Source organism: Longimycelium tulufanense (assembly GCF_014645795.1).
In the GTDB taxonomy this organism is placed as follows: domain Bacteria; phylum Actinomycetota; class Actinomycetes; order Mycobacteriales; family Pseudonocardiaceae; genus Longimycelium; species Longimycelium tulufanense.
On sequence record NZ_BMMK01000010.1, the window covers coordinates 59279 to 76247 of the forward strand.

At 72.6% G+C, this 16969-nt stretch carries 14 protein-coding genes; 2 read left to right on the forward strand and 12 right to left on the reverse strand.

Translation table 11 applies throughout. The features are described 5' to 3' along the window. Positions 1-26: 26 nt before the first annotated feature. Complete coding sequence (locus IEY55_RS12480) at positions 27-644, reverse strand: TetR/AcrR family transcriptional regulator (protein ID WP_189057269.1); 618 nt, start codon at positions 642-644, stop codon at positions 27-29. A 242-nt stretch (positions 645-886) separates the two neighbouring features. Between IEY55_RS12480 and IEY55_RS12485 the strand changes: the two genes are divergently transcribed. Further along, positions 887-1912: an esterase/lipase family protein gene (locus IEY55_RS12485; protein WP_189057271.1), complete on the forward strand. Its 1026-nt coding sequence runs from the start codon at positions 887-889 to the stop codon at positions 1910-1912. A 187-nt stretch (positions 1913-2099) separates the two neighbouring features. On the opposite strand, the gene proB is transcribed toward IEY55_RS12485, so the two are convergent. The 6 genes from proB to IEY55_RS12515 form a co-directional block, all read right to left on the reverse strand. Continuing rightward, positions 2100-3227: a glutamate 5-kinase gene (gene proB / locus IEY55_RS12490; RefSeq protein WP_373290001.1), complete on the reverse strand. Its 1128-nt coding sequence runs from the start codon at positions 3225-3227 to the stop codon at positions 2100-2102. Positions 3228-3229: 2 nt separating this feature from the next. Further along, positions 3230-4711 (reverse strand): GTPase ObgE, encoded by a 1482-nt coding sequence (gene obgE / locus IEY55_RS12495; protein WP_189057273.1) that lies wholly within the window; start codon positions 4709-4711, stop codon positions 3230-3232. A gap of 122 nt (positions 4712-4833) precedes the next feature. Continuing rightward, on the reverse strand, positions 4834-5091 hold the full coding sequence (gene rpmA / locus IEY55_RS12500; protein WP_189057275.1) for a 50S ribosomal protein L27: 258 nt from the start codon (positions 5089-5091) through the stop codon (positions 4834-4836). Positions 5092-5105: 14 nt separating this feature from the next. Beyond that, entirely contained in the window at positions 5106-5414 is a 309-nt protein-coding gene (gene rplU, locus IEY55_RS12505; RefSeq protein WP_189057277.1) for a 50S ribosomal protein L21, read from the reverse strand. 286 nt (positions 5415-5700) lie between these two features. Further along, positions 5701-8652 carry a translation initiation factor IF-2 N-terminal domain-containing protein gene (locus IEY55_RS12510; RefSeq protein ID WP_189057279.1) on the reverse strand — a complete coding sequence of 984 codons (2952 nt, stop codon included), beginning with the start codon at positions 8650-8652 and terminating at the stop codon, positions 5701-5703. A gap of 136 nt (positions 8653-8788) precedes the next feature. Then, positions 8789-9799, reverse strand: a complete 1011-nt coding sequence (locus IEY55_RS12515) for a TIGR03936 family radical SAM-associated protein (RefSeq protein ID WP_189057281.1) — start codon at positions 9797-9799, stop codon at positions 8789-8791. A gap of 152 nt (positions 9800-9951) precedes the next feature. Here IEY55_RS12515 and IEY55_RS12520 point away from each other — a divergent pair, with 152 nt between their 5' ends. After that, complete coding sequence (locus tag IEY55_RS12520; RefSeq protein ID WP_189057283.1) at positions 9952-11424, forward strand: S8 family peptidase; 1473 nt, start codon at positions 9952-9954, stop codon at positions 11422-11424. Between the two features lie 153 nt (positions 11425-11577). Here IEY55_RS12520 and IEY55_RS12525 read toward each other — a convergent pair whose 3' ends face one another. The 5 genes from IEY55_RS12525 to IEY55_RS12545 all read right to left on the reverse strand — a co-directional run bounded on the left by IEY55_RS12525 (position 11578) and on the right by IEY55_RS12545 (position 16959). After that, positions 11578-13542 (reverse strand): TIGR03960 family B12-binding radical SAM protein, encoded by a 1965-nt coding sequence (locus IEY55_RS12525; RefSeq protein ID WP_189057285.1) that lies wholly within the window; start codon positions 13540-13542, stop codon positions 11578-11580. A gap of 62 nt (positions 13543-13604) precedes the next feature. Beyond that, the gene (locus IEY55_RS12530; protein ID WP_189057287.1) at positions 13605-14456 is read right to left on the reverse strand and encodes an ABC transporter permease; all 852 of its coding nucleotides are present in this window, start codon (positions 14454-14456) and stop codon (positions 13605-13607) included. A gap of 11 nt (positions 14457-14467) precedes the next feature. Then, a complete protein-coding gene (locus IEY55_RS12535) occupies positions 14468-15307 on the reverse strand; it encodes an ABC transporter permease (protein ID WP_189057289.1) in 840 nt (279 codons plus the stop codon). A 100-nt stretch (positions 15308-15407) separates the two neighbouring features. Continuing rightward, complete coding sequence (locus IEY55_RS12540; protein WP_189057290.1) at positions 15408-16340, reverse strand: ABC transporter ATP-binding protein; 933 nt, start codon at positions 16338-16340, stop codon at positions 15408-15410. 76 nt (positions 16341-16416) lie between these two features. Further along, the gene (locus tag IEY55_RS12545) at positions 16417-16959 is read right to left on the reverse strand and encodes a GNAT family N-acetyltransferase (RefSeq protein WP_189057292.1); all 543 of its coding nucleotides are present in this window, start codon (positions 16957-16959) and stop codon (positions 16417-16419) included. Positions 16960-16969: the final 10 nt, after the last annotated feature.

A 16969-nucleotide genomic window follows, 5' to 3' on the forward strand; every position in this document is an offset into this window, starting at 1 on the left:
CTGTTTGGGCGGTTTCCGACACGTGGTCAGACCTCGGGTGGGTCGAGTGCGACCTGGTGCGCCAGCCGCAGCCGCTGCGGCTCGAGGTCGGGTCGCGGGTACACGACCCTGGTCATGGCCTCGCCCGAAAACATGTGCACCATCGAGTACAGCGTCACCTCGCGGGCCGGTGGGGGGATCTGGTCGAGCAGCCCGGCCTGTTCGGCGCTGGCGTAGATACCGTCGTAGAAGCGGGCGATGGGTTCTCTTATCCGGTCCAGTAGCTCCGCGTCGGTCCGTGCGGCGATCATCAGCTCGCGCCAGACATCCGTCAGCGGGGAGGACGCCGCCTCACGGAGGAACTCCAACGCGGCCAACAGTGGATCCGCCTCGCGGGTCAGCCTGTCGACGGCTGAACCGAACAGGTCCAGCAGCCGCCGGCTCACCTCGTCGGCGGAAGCGGCGATGAGCGCGAGACGCGAGTCGAACTGGCGGAACATCGCGCCCGCGGACAGCCCGGCCCGCACGCAGACCGCCTGCACGGTCGTTCGGTAGTAGCCGACCTCCACGATCGTCTCGATCGTCGCGTCCAGCAGCCGCGCCACGGTCGTCTCCCGACGCTCCTGCTGGCTCCGGCGCGGGGGTCGGCGATCGGTGTCCGTCACGGGACCCCATTGTCGTCGACCGCTCGCCGGCCCAGCACGTTCGGGCCGGCCCTCGTGGTCGACATCCTCCCCACGGCCCAGCACGGGGTCCTCCCGGTCGGCGTTCGGATGAAGGGGGTTGACGCGGACACCCCAACCCGCCCAACTTAGAGAGCAAGCGCTTCCTATCTTAGTGGGCGGCGCTGCCCTGTCCCCGATCCCCTGTCTCGATCAACCCGTCCCCGAACGAAACGAGGAGTGCCATGCGCACACAGGTGGGCACCGTCGCCCACTGGCGAAAGCGATTAGGTGGAGCACTTGCCGTCGTGGTCGCCCTGGCCGCCGTGACGGTGCTGGACACCCGTCCCGCCGCGGCCGACCCGCCGGGTCCCCCGCTCCAGACCCCGGTGGCCGAGCTCGACAAGGCGGTGCACTGCGACGAGAGCATCGACCGTCCCGGCCGGACCCCGGTCCTGTTCATCCCGGGAAGTTCGGTCAAGGGCAACGAGAACTTCGCCTGGAACTTCATGGTGGCGTTGAAGAAGGAGGGCCACCCTGTCTGCTGGGTGAACTACCCGCACCGCGGCTGGCGGGACCTGCAGGTCACCTCGGAGTACGTGGTGCACGCGATTCGCACGGTCCACGAGCGGGCCGGGCGCAAGATCGCGACCGTCGGGCACAGCCAGGGTGGCCTGCACGGCGCCTGGGTGCAGCGGTTCTGGCCCGACCTGCCGTCCAGGGTGACCGACGTGATCAGCCTCGGTTCCCCGTTCCAGGGCAGCAAGCTGGCCAACCTGTGCAACCTGTCCGGCGCGGCCCTCGTGGGCTGCCCGCAGTCGTTCTGGCAGTACCGGTGGCATTCGAACTGGTCCCGGGCCCTGGTCGCCAAGCCGGTGCCGGACGGGCCGGCGTTCACCTCGATCTACACCCTCACCGACCAGTTCGCCATCCCGGGCAGGGAATCCAGCTTCCTTCCCGGTGCGCGGCACGTTGGGGTCCAGGAAATCTGCCCGGCCCGGCCGCTGCCCGAACATCTCATGCTCGCGGTGGATGCCGTGGCCTACGCGCTGACCCTGGACGCCCTGTCCCACGACGGGCCCGCCGATCCGGCACGTGTCCCCAGGTCGGTCTGCAACCGCCTGCTCATGCCACTCGATGTGGTGGAGGCCCTGAAAACGTTGCCCAACATGGCACTCGAGGCCATCTTCCACGCCGTCCCGGATGCGGCCAACATGCTGACCGGCTGGGTCCGTGAGGAGCCACCGGTTCGCGACTACGCGAAGAACTGACGACACCCAAGGGTCATCGCGCCGCCGCACAGTTCGTGATGACGTGCCGGCCCGGCGCCCACGAGGAACCGGGCCGGTTTTCCACACCACACAAGGAGAAACCAGGTCGACGTCCGCCCACTGAGGCTCGTGGCGGCGGCACGCCGCCACCACGCCTACCGCACGTGGTTCCGCCAGCGATGTGCGTTCAGCGCAAGGGAACGAGGTCGTCGGCGTGCACGACCTCGCGCCGCTGTTCGGCGGGAAGCTGGTGGCTGGAGAGCCCGATCAACATCGGCAGCTCGGCCGAGTCGAACGCAACGACACCCCGCGCGACCACACGACCCGCGGGGTCCAACAACTCGACGACATCACCGGCGTCGAAGTCCCCTTCCACGCCGGTGATGCCGGCCGCCAGCAGGGAACGCCGGCGCCCCACCACCGCGGCGACCGCACCATCGTCCAGGTAGAGCCGGCCGCTGGCATCGGCGGCGTGACCGAGCCAGAACCTGCGAGCGGACAGCCGTGGCCCGGTGACGGCGAACGCGGTGCCGACCTCCGCCGGCCCCAGCGCCTGTACCGCCTGCCCCGCGGACGCCAGCAGGACCGGAATGCCCGCCGACGCGGCGAGGCGGGCGGCGGCGAGCTTGGACGCCATCCCACCCGTTCCCACCCCGGACGCGCCGGCGGCCCCGGCCCGGACACCGTCGACATCGGACGGTCCGTTGACCTCGGCGATGCGCTTGGCCCCGGCACGGCGCGGATCACCGTCGTAAAGAGCGTCCACATCGGACAGGAGAACGAGGGCGTCCGCGCCGACCAGGTGGGCCACCAGAGCGGCCAACCGGTCGTTGTCGCCGAACCGGATCTCCTCGGTGGCCACGGTGTCGTTCTCGTTGACCACCGGAACGGTGCCCAGCGCCAGCAACCGCGAGAACGTGCGCTGCGCGTTGCGGTAGTGCGCGCGCCGCCACACGTCATCCGCGGTGAGCAGCACCTGGCCGACGGTGAGCTGGTAGCGGGAGAAGGACGCGGCGTAGGCGTGGGCGAGCTGGAGCTGCCCCACCGACGCCGCCGCCTGCTGGCTGGCCAGGTCCCGGGGCCGGCGACGAATCCCCAACGGTGCCAACCCGGCGGCGATCGCGCCCGAGGACACCAGCACCACCTGGCCACCGGCCGCCACCCGGCCGGCCACCGCGTCCACCAACGCGTCCAGCCGCGCCGAGTCCAGCCCCCCCGCCGCGGTGGTCAGGGACGACGAGCCGACCTTGACCACCACGCGACCCGCGGCCGCCACCGCCCGTCGCGTCGCCGAACGCGCGCCCACGGCCGTCACGCCTACTCCTCGGTCGTCCCGGGGCCGCCGCCGTCCTCGACGTCGTCCATGTCCTCGTCGCCCAGCACGCCGCGCCGGGCCCGCCTGGCCGCCTTCCGCTCCGCCGCGGTGCGCCGATCGCTGCGCTCCAGGCGCGGGTCGGTGCCCCGGCCGGCCATCACCCGCGCAACACCCGCGGGAGTCGAGGGTTCCCAGTCGAAGGTCATCGCACCGATGGTGACCGGGCAACCCGGCACCGCACCGCGGTTGGCCAGCTCGTCCTCGACGCCCAGCCGGGCCAGCCGGTCGGCCAAAAACCCCACGGCCTCGTCGTTGTCGAAGTTGGTCTGCCGAACCCAGCGCTCGGGCCGCTCGCCGCGCACCACGAACCCGCCCGGCCGCTCCGGGTCCGGCTCCACGGTGAAACCGGCGTCGTCAACGGCCTTCGGCCGCAACACCACCCGGGTGGGCTCGACGGTCGGCCGCGCCGCCCGGTACTCCGAGACGATGCCGGCCAACGCGAAGGACAGCTCCCGCAGACCCTCCCGGCTCGCGGTCGACACCTCGAACACTGGCAGCCCGCGTGCCTCGAAGTCCGGCCGCACCAGTTCGGCCAGCTCCCGCGCCTCGGGGACGTCGATCTTGTTCAGCACGACCACCCGCGGCCGCTCCGCCAGGTCCGCGCCCAGTGACGGGGTGTACTTGGCCAGCTCCGCTTCCAAAGCGTCCACATCGGACAGCGGGTCGCGGCCGGGCTCATAGGTGGCGCAGTCCACCACGTGCACCAGCACTGCGCAGCGCTCGATGTGCCGCAGGAAGTCCAGTCCCAGGCCACGGCCCTGGCTCGCGCCCGGGATCAGTCCCGGCACGTCGGCGACGGTGTACACCGTCTCCCCGGCGGTGACCACCCCGAGGTTGGGCACCAGCGTGGTGAACGGGTAGTCGGCGATCTTCGGCCGAGCCGCGGACAGCACGGCGATCAGCGACGACTTGCCGGCCGACGGGAAGCCGACCAACCCGACGTCGGCCACCGACTTCAGCTCCAGCACCAGATCCCGGGTCTCGCCCGGCTCGCCGAGCAACGCGAAGCCCGGTGCCTTGCGCGCCTTGGACGCCAACGCGGCGTTGCCCAGCCCGCCCCGGCCACCACGCGCCGCGACGAACCGGGTACCGGGGCCGACCAGGTCGGCGAGCACCTCGCCGTCGGTGCCCAGCACGACGGTGCCGTCCGGGACACGTAGCTCCAGGTCCTCGCCGGTGGCGCCGTCCCGCAGGCTGCCCTGGCCCTGGCGGCCGTTGCTCGCCCTGGCGTGCGGGCGGTAGTGGAAGTCCAGCAGGGTGTGCACGCTCGGGTCGACGACGAGCACGACGTCGCCGCCGCGACCCCCGTTCCCGCCGTCCGGGCCGCCCAGCGGCTTGAACTTCTCCCGGTGCACGGAGGCGCAGCCGTTCCCGCCATCACCCGCGGCAACGTGGATCACCACGCGGTCGACGAACCGCGACACGGCGATCCTCCCTTCATGATCCAGCAGGGACACTCGCCCCCGAAAAAGCGCGGCGAGGGGCGGGCCGGTAGCTATCCGGACCCGCCCCTCGCCGGGGTCGCTCTGACGTCTCGGGCGGGCGCTCAGGCCCCGACCGGGACGATGTTCACGGTCTTGCGGCCACGCCTGACGCCGAACGCGACCGTGCCCGCGGACAGGGCGAACAGCGTGTCATCGCCGCCGCGGCCGACGTTCTCACCCGGGTGGAACTTGGTGCCCCGCTGCCGGACCAGGATCTCGCCGGCCTTGACGACCTGACCGCCGAAGCGCTTGACGCCAAGCCGCTTGGCGTTGGAGTCACGGCCGTTGCGGGAGCTGGACGCGCCCTTCTTGTGTGCCATGGCTGGTCAGATCCTCACTTGGTGATGCCGGTGACCTCGACGCGGGTCAGGGGCTGACGGTGACCCTGCCGCTTGTGGTAGCCGGTCTTGTTCTTGAACTTGTGGATGCGGATCTTCGGGCCCTTGGCGTGCTCGACGACCTTGCCGGTCACCGAGACCCTGCCCAGGGCCGCCGCGTCCGCGATGACCTCGGAGCCGTCGACAACGAGCAGCGCGGGGAAGGTGACCTCCGTGCCCGGCTCGCCGTCGAGCTTCTCGACCTGGACGACGTCTCCGACAGCAACCTTGTACTGCTTGCCGCCCGTCTTCACGATGGCGTACATCGGTCCGGAAGTCTCCTGCTGCTCGGCGTTGCTGCGGTGATCGTTGCGATCGACGCGCGCGCATCGGACATCCCGGTTTCGCGCGGCGCACAACGCGGCCCGCTGAACAGCGGGCCGACCAACAGGTTACGGGGCGGCCCACAACGGGGTCAAACCGGGGTCGGCATCGTCCAGCGCCGGTCGCTGCGACCTCCGCGGCTCCCAGCGTAGTCGCCGGCACGGCGGCCGGACACACGCCGCTGCCCGGCCCCGCGGAGTCCGGGGCCGGGCAGCAGAAATGGCGAGGTCAGCCTTGGTGCGCGGTGCTCGGCGGGCCGGCCGGGCGGGCAGCCGCACGCCGCCGCCGGGTCCGCGTGGTCACCGCCACGGTGGCCGGCGGCTGGTCGGGCTGGTGGGGCGTGGCCGCCACCGGCTGACCTGCCGGCTCGGTCCGGGCCGCACCCGGGGAGGGCTGCTCGTCGGCGGCCTCCGCCGGGACGTGTCCGTTCATGGCCGACTGCGCCTCCGGCCGCCCGGCCCCGGCGGAGGAGGACACGGGCTCGGCCGCGGGCCGCTCGGTGGCCGTGGCCTGGGCGACCTCGGCCGGCTCAGCCTCGGTGGGCGCGGTGGCCTCCGCCGCGGCCTCCTCGGCCGGGGCCGGGCTCGCGGACGCCGCCACGGCCTCACTGGCCGCGGGTTCGCTGGCCCCTTCCGGCCGCGCGGCGGACCGGGACTCGGCCGGGGCCGGCTCACCGGCGGCCGAAACCGCCTCCGCGGCCGCCGGTTCCCTGGCCTCGGGCTGCTCGGCCGCCGGTTCCCCGGTCGCCGCGGCGGGGGCCTCCGGCCGCTGCGCGCGCCGGCTGCGGCGCCGCTCCCGGCGCCGGCCCGCACGCTCGGCCGCGGGCTCGGCGGGTGCCGCCTCCGCGGCCGCCGGTTCCTCGGCCTCGGGCTGCTCGGCCGCACGCGGCTCCGGCGTGGCGGCCGCGGCCTCGGCGGCCGGTGCGGCGGGCTCGGCGCCACCCCGGCCACGGCCGCGGCGCCGGCCGTTGCCCTCGCCGCCCTTGGCCCCGCCGTTGACCTGGATCGGCTCGGTCGAGACGACCACGCCCCGGCCCCGGCAGTGCTCGCAGGTACTGCTGAACGCCTCCAGCAGCCCGGTACCCACCCGCTTGCGGGTCATCTGCACCAGACCGAGCGAGGTCACCTCGGCCACCTGGTGCCGGGTACGGTCCCGGCCCAGGCACTCGGTCAGCCGACGCAGCACCAGGTCCCGGTTGGACTCCAGCACCATGTCGATGAAGTCGATGACGATGATGCCGCCGATGTCGCGCAGCCGGAGCTGGCGGACGATCTCCTCGGCCGCCTCCAGGTTGTTGCGGGTGACGGTCTCCTCGAGGTTGCCGCCGGAACCGGTGAACTTGCCGGTGTTGACGTCGATGACCGTCATCGCCTCGGTGCGGTCGATCACCAGGTAGCCGCCGGAGGGCAGCCACACCTTGCGGTCCAGGGCCTTGGTGATCTGCTCGTCGATGCGGTGCACCGTGAACACGTCGACGTTGTCCACGTGCCGCTTCAGCCGGGGCACCAGGTCCGGGGCCACGTGCCTGACGTAGGCCTCGATGGTGTCCCACGGCTGGCCGCCGGCCACGACCAGCTCGGAGAAGTCCTCGGTGAACAGGTCCCGCACGACCTTGATCAGCAGGTCGGGCTCCTCGTAGAGCAGCTGCGGGGCGGCCGCGTTGGGCTGGTCGGCCTTGCCCTTGATGACCTCCCACTGCGCCTGCAGCCGGCGCACGTCGCGGCCCAGTTCCTCCTCGCTGATGCCCTCGGAGGCGGTGCGGATGATGACGCCGGCGTTGTCCGGCACGACCCGCTTCAGGATGTCCTTGAGCCGCTTGCGCTCGTTGTCGGGCAGCTTGCGGCTGATCCCGGTGGCGCCGCCGCCGGGCACGTAGACCAGGAACCGGCCGGGCAGGCTGATCTGGGTGGTCAGCCGGGCGCCCTTGTGGCCGACCGGATCCTTGGTGACCTGCACCAGGATGCTGTCGCCGGTCTTGAGCGCCTGCTCGATCCGGCGGGCCTTGCCCTCCAGACCGGCGGCGTCCCAGTCGACCTCGCCGGCGTAGAGCACGGCGTTGCGGCCGCGGCCGATGTCCACGAACGCCGCCTCCATGCTGGGCAGCACGTTCTGCACCCGGCCGAGGTAGACGTTGCCGACCATGGAGCCGGTGCCGGCCGAGGTGACGAAGTGTTCGACCAGCACGCCGTCCTCGAGCACCGCGATCTGGGTCATCTCGCCGCGCTCGCGGACCACCATCGTGCGGTCCACGGCCTCCCGGCGAGCCAGGAACTCCGCCTCGCTGAGCACGGGCGCGCGGCGCCGGCCGGCCTCCCGGCCGTCCCGGCGGCGCTGCCGCTTGGCCTCCAGGCGGGTGGAGCCCTTCACGGCACGGACCTCGTCCTCGGCGCTGGGGGTCTCCGGCCGGGCCTCGCGGACGTGCACGACGGTGGGGACACCGTCCTCCTCACGCGGGCCGACCTCCTCCTCACCGGAGCCCTTGCGGCGGCGACGCCGACGACGGCGCCGGTTGGTCGCGGCCTCCTCGGCGGATTCGGCGGCCTGTTCGGCCGGCTGCTCCTCGGCCTCGGCGGCCTGCTCACCGGCGGCGCCCTCGGTGACCTGCGCCGCCTCGGTGGCCTCGGTGGCCTCGTCCTCGGCCTGGCCGCCCCGGCCCCGACCGCGGCCGCGGCGCCCACGACGGCGACGACGGCGGCCTCCGCCGTCACCCTCGTCGATGTCGCCGGCCCCGGGCGCGGCCGGTTGCTCGGCCACCGGCTCGGCCTCCTCGGTGCGGGGCGCCGCAGGGGGCGCCTTGGTCGGGGTGGGCGGCAGGAACACCGTGGGGGGCGGGGCGAACACCGGAGTCAGGGTGCGGGCGGCCGGCTCGTAGTCGGCCTCGTCACCCACGCTGACCTCGGCCGGTGCCTGGCCGGCCTCGGCCGGCTCGGGCAGCAGGGCCTCGGCCACGCGCAGCGCGACCTCACGGGTGATGCTCGATTGGGCGCTGCGCGCCTGCTCGCCCAGCTCGGCCAGGGCGGAGAGCACCTCGCGGCTACTGGTGCCGAGCAGCTTGGCCAGCGCGTGCACCCGCAGCTTGGCCGGCAGCTCGGGGATACCGGGTGCGGCCTGCTGGCCGCCGTTCGTGGATGTGTTGGAGTGCCCGCCGGTCTTCTCGGCGGGCACGTCGTTGTTCGACATGCAGCTCCTCCGCCCCCGGGCGCGTCCGATGAGGACGCGGCCGCGCGGGGGCCTTCTTCGTCCAGTCTCCGCCGCTCGTCGCGACGGTAATCCTGCAAGCGCCGCCCGGTCCCCGGGCCGACATGCGTCCGGGCGCTCAGCCGGCGGGTCCGGCGACGACGTTCGGGCCCGGCCCCTGCTCCCCGGCCCCGGTGGCCTCCCGTTCCTGCCGGGGCTCCGGTGCGTCCGCCCCCGCGGGGGCGGGCTCCGGCGACGCCGCGCGGTCAGCGGCGAGCGGGTCTGCAAGGTCTCCACGGTCGTCGAGCCGTCCCTGCGCCATCCGGGTCGCCATCGCGGGCACCGGCGGCACGAGGCCGGCGACGACGCGGAGCGCGCTCAGCACGTCGTCGGGTCGCACCACAGGTTGGGTCTGCCGTACGACCGCAACGAGTATCCCACACGGCGCCGCGTGCTCCGGCCAATCGGCCACCTGGGCGGTTGGCGGGGGGCAGGCCTGTTCACCGACGGTAGTCGGGTCGATCCCCTCGGTGGTGACGATCGCGGCCCGGGCGTCCATGGTGCGGCGGCCGTTCTTGGTGAGGCGTTCCACCTCGACACGCTCGGCAGCCATCAGCCGGGTCACGGCGTCGGCCAGTGTGTCGGGCGCCACCCCGGGCAGCTCGATCCACCAGCGGCTGGCGTCGATCTTCTCGGCCAGCGTGCCCGGCCCGGCCACGACCGTCTCGAGCACGTCCAGACCGGGTGGCAGGGCGGCGTCCAGGGCCTGCCGCAGCGGGCCCGGGTCCACCGGCCGCACGAGGGCGATCTCGACGTACTCGGCCTCGCTGGCCACCCCGGTGGGGGCGGCGCCCACCCAGGAGACCCTGGGGTGGGGGCTGAAGCCCTGGGAGTAGGCCATGGGCACGCCGGCGCGGCGCAGCGCGCGCTCGAAGGTACGGGCGACGTCGCGGTGTGAGGTGAAACGCACCCGCCCCCGTTTGGCGTAGCGGAGTCGGATCCGCTGTACCGGCGGGTCGGACGGGTTGGGCTGGTGTTGCCGGCTCAGGGCTACTCCTGTGTCAGTGCGGGTCACCCGCACCCGGTCGGCGACCACGAGCGCTGCCGCCCTCGGCCGACAGACGGCGATCGCTGCGGCCTCCTCCTCCATCTGGCGGGTTCTTTCTGTCCACCAGGACGGTACCTCCTTGCTGCCGCGCCCCCGGGTGGCTTGTTCGGCCCGAGCGGGCGGGGTTACCGTCCGGCAGATCGGTCCCCGGGGTCACCCCGAAGCCCCGGCCCGTCGACTGTTGGAGGTCCCCCGTGCCTCTGGCCCGCCGTGCACGGGCTGCCGTGGCGAGCGCGACGTTGCTCGCCGCGGGGTGGTTGGTCGCGCCGGTTGCGGCCGCGCAGCCCGGTGAGTCGACCAGCGCGCAGCAGTCACCGGACCCGGCGGCGTGCACCGATTCCGAGGAATCGCTGCGATACGTGGTGTTGTTCGCGCGGGGCACCTCGGCCGAGGCCGCCACGGCGGAGGTCACGGCGAACTGCGGCGAGGTCACCGCCTACTACCCGCGGATCGGGGTGGCGGTGGCGACCTCGACGGACCAGCGCTTCGGCGACCGGTTCGGGCCGGAGCGCGCGTTCAGCGCCCAGCGCGAGGTGGCGTCGCGCAAGGAGTCCGCGCTGGCGCGGCGGCACGGCGAGATCCGGGCGACGCCGCCGCGGATGGGCCCGCCCGCCCTCGGGCTGGACACCGGTTCCCGGCAGGGCGAGCAGTGGAACATGGCAATGATCGGGGCGGACCGGGCGCGGACCCTGCAGGCCGGAAGCCGCGACGTCGTGGTTGGCGTGCTGGATTCCGGGATCGACGCGACCCACCCGGACCTGGCACCGGCACTGGACCCGTCGTTGTCGGCGGGCTGTTTGAGCGGTCGTGCGGATCCGCGGCCGCAGGCGTGGGCACCGACCACGTCGGCGCACGGCACGCACGTGGCGGGCATCGTGGCGGCGGCCGACGACGGCAAGGGCATCACCGGTGTGGCGCCGGGTGTGCGGCTGGCGTCGGTGAAGGTGGTCGACGACGACGGCTACATCTTCCCGGAGTACGCGGTGTGCGGCTTCATGTGGGCCGCCGAGCACGGTTTCCGGATTACCAACAACAGCTACTTCGTGGACCCGTGGATGCTGACCTGCCGCGGTCGCCCCGGGGAGCGCGTGGTGTACGAGGCGGTGCGACGTGCCGTGGAGTACGCCTCCCGGCGCGGGGTGCTGGTGGTGGCCGCGACCGGCAATGCCGGGGTAGACCTGGCGCAGCCGGGTGGGGTCGCCGACGAGTCCGGGCGGCGGGTCGGCGCGTACTGTGACGTACTTCCGGCCGAGGTGCGTGGGGTCGTGGCGGTGTCGTCGGTGGGCAAGGACCGGTTGAAGTCCGACTTCAGTTCCTACGGCTTGGGTGTGGTGCGGCTGGCGGGGCCGGGTGGCGAGGTCCGGGACAAGGTGTCGACCGGGTGTGTGCTGTCGACGGTGCCCGGTGGCTACGGCTACTCGTGCGGGACGTCGATGGCGGCCCCGCATGTGGCCGGTGTCGCGGCCCTGCTGGCGTCGGCCCGGCCGTGGCTGTCGGCGCCGGCGTTGTCCCGGGAGCTGGGGCGGCAGGCGGATTCGTTGGCGTGCCCGGACGACTACGACCTCAACGGTGACGGCGCCCAGGACGGGTTCTGCCGGGGATCCACCACCTACAACGGCTTCTACGGCCACGGCCTGGTCAACGCGGCGGCAGCGGCGTCTCGCTGAGCGGTGTACCGCAGGGCTCGTGACACGGCCCGTCGTGACGCTCGATGACCGTCACATTGGTGTCGTTTTTCTTGTTGTTCACGGCGATTCCGCCACCCTGTGGACGAATGCCTTGGCAGGCCGTGAAGTTCGGGCGCGCCGAGGCCGGCAGCCTCAGCTTCGGGTCAGGGCCGGGTTGCGCACCGGGGTTCCCTTGCCCACCGGGCTGATGGGCAGCAGCTTCCGGCCGGTCGGCCCGACCTGGATGTCGGTACCCATGGCCGGACAGACACCGCAGTCGAAGCACGGGGTCCACCGGCAGTCGTCCTGCTCACGTTCGTCGAGCGCGTCCTGCCAGTCGGCCCACAGCCATTCCTTGTCCAGCCCGGAGTCGAGGTGGTCCCAGGGCAGCACCTCGGTCTCGTCGCGCTCGCGGGTGGTGAACCAGTCCAGGCTCACCCCGAGCGGTTCCAGCTCGGTGGCGCCGGCGTCGACCCAGCGCTGGTACGAGAAGTGCTCGTGCCAGCCGTCGAATCGGCCGCCCTCGCGCCAAACCCGCTCGATGACGAGGCCGATCCGCCGGTCTCCACGGGAGAGCAGGCCCTCGATCAGGCTGGGTTTGCCGTCGTGGTACCGCATGCCGATGTTGCGGCCGAGGCCGCGGTCGGAGTTGACCGCCGCGCGCAGCTTGCGCAGCCGGCTGTCGACCGTGTCCGGGTCGCACTGGCCGGCCCACTGGAACGGCGTGTGCGGTTTGGGCACGAAAGCACCGATGGAGATGGTGCAGCGGATGTCCTTGCGTCCGGACGCTTCGCGACCGGCGCGGATGACTTCCTGCGCCATGCGCGCGATCTGCAGCACGTCCTCGTCGGTCTCGGTGGGCAGACCGCACATGAAGTACAGCTTCACCTGCCGCCAGCCGCTGGCGTAGGCGGTGGTGACGGTGCGGATGAGGTCGTCCTCCGACACCATCTTGTTGATGACGCGGCGGATGCGCTCGCTGCCGCCCTCCGGGGCGAAGGTCAGGCCGGAGCGGCGGCCGTTGCGGGACAGCTCGTTGGCCAGGTCGACGTTGAACGCGTCGACCCGGGTGCTGGGCAGGCTCAGGCCGGTGTTGGTGCCCTCGTAGCGGTCGGCCAGTCCCTTGGTGAGCTCGGCGATCTCGGAGTGGTCGGCCGAGCTGAGCGAGAGCAGCCCGACCTCCTCGAAGCCGGTGGTCTCCAGGCCGCGCTGCACCATCTCGCCGATGCCCTCGATGGAGCGCTCGCGCACGGGCCGGGTGATCATGCCGGCCTGGCAGAAGCGGCAACCGCGGGTGCAGCCGCGGAAAATCTCCACGCTGGCGCGCTCGTGCACGCTCTCGGCCAGCGGCACCAACGGTTTCTTCGGGTACGGCCAGGCGTCCAGGTCCATGGTGGTGCGCTTGAACACGCGGAACGGGACCCGGTCCCGGTTGGGTGCCACGCGCTGGATACGGCCGTCGGGCAGGTACTCGACGTCGTAGAACCGGGGCACGTAGACGCCACCGGTCTCGGCGAGCCGCAGCAGCAGTTCCTCGCGGCCACCCGGGCGACCGTCGTCCTTCCAGCGGCGGACGATGTCGGTGATCTCCAGCACCGCCTCCTCACCGTCGCCGAGCACGGCGGCGTCGAGGAAGTCGGCGATGGGCTCGGGGTTGAACGCCGCGTGGCCGCCGGCGACGACGACCGGGTGGTCCTCGGTGCGGTCGGCCGCGTGCAGCGGGATGCCGGCGAGGTCCAGCGCGGTGAGCAGGTTGGTGTAGCCGAGCTCGGTGGCGAAGCTCACGCCGAGCAGGTCGAAGGCGCCGACCGGGCGGTGCGAGTCGACGGTGAACTGGGGCACACCGTGCTGGCGCATCAGCTGCTCGAGGTCCGGCCACACCGAGTAGGTGCGCTCGGCCAGCACGTCGGGCAGCTCGTTGAGGATCTCGTAGAGGATCATCACGCCCTGGTTGGGCAGGCCGACCTCGTAGGCGTCCGGGTACATCAGGCACCAGCGGACCGCTGCGGCGTCCCAGTCCTTGGTGGTGGCGTTGAGTTCCCCACCGACGTACTGGACCGGCTTGGAGACGCGCGGCAGCAGCGGCTCGAGTTGGGGGAAGACTGACTCCACGCTCACGACGGTCCAGGGTAACGGCTCGGTCGGGGGGACGTTGTCGACACAGCCCGCCGGCACCGTCCTCAGCGCAGGAGCAGCCGGCCGAGGCGGCGGGACGCCACGATGACGCCCACCGCGGCGAGGACGGCGAAGTAGGCGACGTGGCCGAGCAGGCCCCAGTGCACCACGCCGGTGGTGAGCCCACGCATCAGCTCGACCGCGTGGTAGAGCGGGAACACCTCGACGAGGATCTGGAGCGGGCGCGGGTAGACGCCCAGCGGGAAGAACGTCGTGGAGAACAGGAACATCGGCAGGATGGCGAGTTGGACCAGGTCGAAGTCCTGCCATGAGCGCATGAAGGTCGTGGCGGCCATGCCCACCGCGGCGAAGGCGAACGCCACGAGCAACGCGGCCGGGAGGGCGAGCAGCGCCCACGGGGAGCCGATCAGGCCCATGCCGAGCATGACGGTGAGGAAGCCGCTGGCGTAGAGGCCGCCGCGGAGCAGGGACCACCCGATCTCGCCGACGGCGATGTCGACGGGGCCGAGCGGTGTGGCCAGCATCGCGTCGTAGAGCTTGGCGTACTTGAACTTGAAGAAGATGTTGAAGGTGGCGTCGTAGACCGCGCCGTTCATCGCGGAGGCCGCGAGCAGGCCGGGGGCGACGAACTCGGCGTAGGTGAGGGGGGCGCCGCCGGGACCGGCGACCCCGCCGACGAGGGTGCCCAGGCCGTGGCCGAGGGCGAGCAGGAAGAACAGCGGCTCGAAGAAGCCGGACACGATGGCCATCCAGCCGCGCCGGTTGACCAGCACGGAGCGCTCGAGCAGCGCGTGGGCGCGGCCGGCGTAGAGCGCGGGCGGGAGGATGCGGGGCAGCAGCCCGCGCCGGCCCCGTGGGGGCCCGGTGGTCGACGGGGTGAGCAGCTCCTGCGCCATGCGCCTTCCTCTCACGAGGCCAGCCGGCGGTCGAACATGCGGCGGGTGAGCAGCACGCCGGCCACCAGCAGGGCCAGCAGGTACGCGACGTGTCCCAGGGCGGGCAGCGGGTCGAGGCCGCCGAGGGTGACGCCGCGGGCAAGTTCGTTGCCGTGCCAGAGCGGGGTGATCCAGGCCAGCGGGCGCACCCAGGCCGGCAGCTGCTCGATCGGGAAGAAGGTGCCGGCGAACAACATCATCGGCATCACGATGAAGCGGAAGACCACGCTGAACTGCTGGCCCTCGGTGTCCAGGGTGGCCGAGTAGGCGGCGAGCGGGGCGCCGAAGGCCATCCCGGTGAGCACGGCGACGGGCAGCGCGAGGATGGCTCCCGGGCTGGCCACCGCGCCGAGCAGGGCGGCGATGACGAGGTAGACCAGGGCGGAGAGCCCGATGCGCAGGGTGACCCACAGCAGGTGGCCGTCGGCGACCTGGGCCGGGGAGACCGGGGTGGAGGCGACGGCCCAGTAGTTCTTCTGCCAGCGGAAGCCGGAGAGCACGGGGTAGGTGACCTCGCCGGTGGCGTTCTGGATCGCGGTGGCCACCATCACCGCGGGGGCGATGTACTGCAGGTAGCCCACGCCGCCGATGGCGCCGGCCGCGCGGCCGCCCGCGTCGACGAAGGTGCCCAGGCCGAGCCCCATGGCGACCAGGTAGAGCAGGGGCAGCAACATGCTGGAGAAGGCCGAGGACCGCCAGTTGCGGCGGTACCAGACCCACATGGACTCGACGAAGAGCCAGATGGCGCGCAGGTGGCCGGGCACGTGCCCGGCCGGGGTGCCCGTCGTGGTCGCGGAGGTGTCGACGGCCATCTCACGGCTCCCCGGGTCGGGAGGAACGCCGGCCAGGCGTCGCTGGCCGTGGGTTCTGTCGTGTCGCGCCGAAGCCTCGGCTGTCCATGCCCACCTCCGCTCAGTCCACCAGGCTGCGGCCGGTCAGCCGGAGGAAGACGTCCTCCAGTGTGCTGCGGCGGACCAGGGTGGCGACCGGCTGCACGCCCCGCTGGTGGGCGGTGGCCAGGGCACCCTCGCCGTCGTCGGCGTAGAGCAGCAGGCGGTCCGGCAGCACCTCGACCCGCTCGGCGAGGTCGCGGACCCGGTGGACGGCACCGTCCTGGCCGCCGGGTGGGAAGCGCAGCTCGACGACCTCCCGGCTGGAGTAGCGGCGGATGAGCTCGGCCGGAGAGCCCTCGGCGACGATGCGGCCGCCGTCCATCACCACGAGCCGGTCGCACAGCTGCTCGGCCTCGTCCATGTAGTGGGTGGTGACGATCAGCGTGACGCCGGTCTGCTTGAGCCGGAACAGGCGGTCCCACAGCAGGTGGCGGGCCTGCGGGTCGAGGCCGGTGGTGGGCTCGTCGAGCAGCAGCAGCTCGGGGTCGTTGACCAGGGAGCGGGCGATGGTGAGCCGGCGTTTCATGCCGCCGGACAGCGGCTCCACCTCGTCGTCGGCGCGCTCGGTGAGCTGGGCGAAGTCCATCAGCTCGGCCGCCCTGGCGCGCACGTGCGCGCGGGAGAGGCCGAAGTAGCGGCCGTAGACCTGCAGGTTCTGCCGCACGGTGAGCTCGGTGTCGAGGTTGTCCTGCTGCGGCACGACCCCCAGGCGGGCTCGGATGCGGGGACCGTCGACGTCCGGGTCCATGTCGAGGACACGCAGCTCGCCGGCGGACCGCGGCGACACGCAGGCGATCATGCGCATCGTGGAGGACTTGCCGGCGCCGTTGGGGCCGAGGAAGCCGAATGCCTCGCCGCGCCGCACCTCGACGTCGATGCCGCGGACGGCCTCGAAGTCACCGAAGCGTTTCACCAGCCCGCGTGCGCGCACGAGTGCCGTCTCCCCAGCCACCCGGTGACCGTAACCCGGACGACCGACAGGACGCAGTTGGTTTCCCGCCGCGAAACGACCTCGGGGCGGGAGTCAGTCAGACGAGGCGGCGGTGGAACCAGACCTCGTCGCGCTCGTCGCCGGGGGCGAGGCGGATCGCACGGGGCAGCCGGCCGACCTCGCGCCAGCCGCGTCGCGCGTAGTACTCCGGCAGGCCGGTGCCGCCCCAGGCGGAGAGGTAGAGCTGTTCGAGGCCGAGTCGGCGGGCGTGCTCGGCACAACTCTCCAGCAACGCGGCGCCCCAGCCGCGGCCCTGCAACGCCGGGTCGACCATGAGCCGCTTGACCATGCCGCGGTGCTCGACCAGCGGCTGCGCGCCGGGTTGCAGGAAGGCGACCCCGACCAGGTCCGGGCCCCGGCGTAGCACCAGCATCCGGGACCGGCGCTCGGTCACCTCGGCGCCCACCAGCACGGCGGCCGCCTGGATCTCGGCGATGTCGACGTCGGGGGTGAAGTCGACGGCACCGCCGCCCCGGGACACCCGCAGCCACAGCTGTGCCAACGCCTCCACCAGCGCGGGGGTGAGCGTCTCGACGAGGTGCGGCCCGGTGACGGTTCCCGGGTCGGCGGTGCCGTTCACCGTCTTCAGT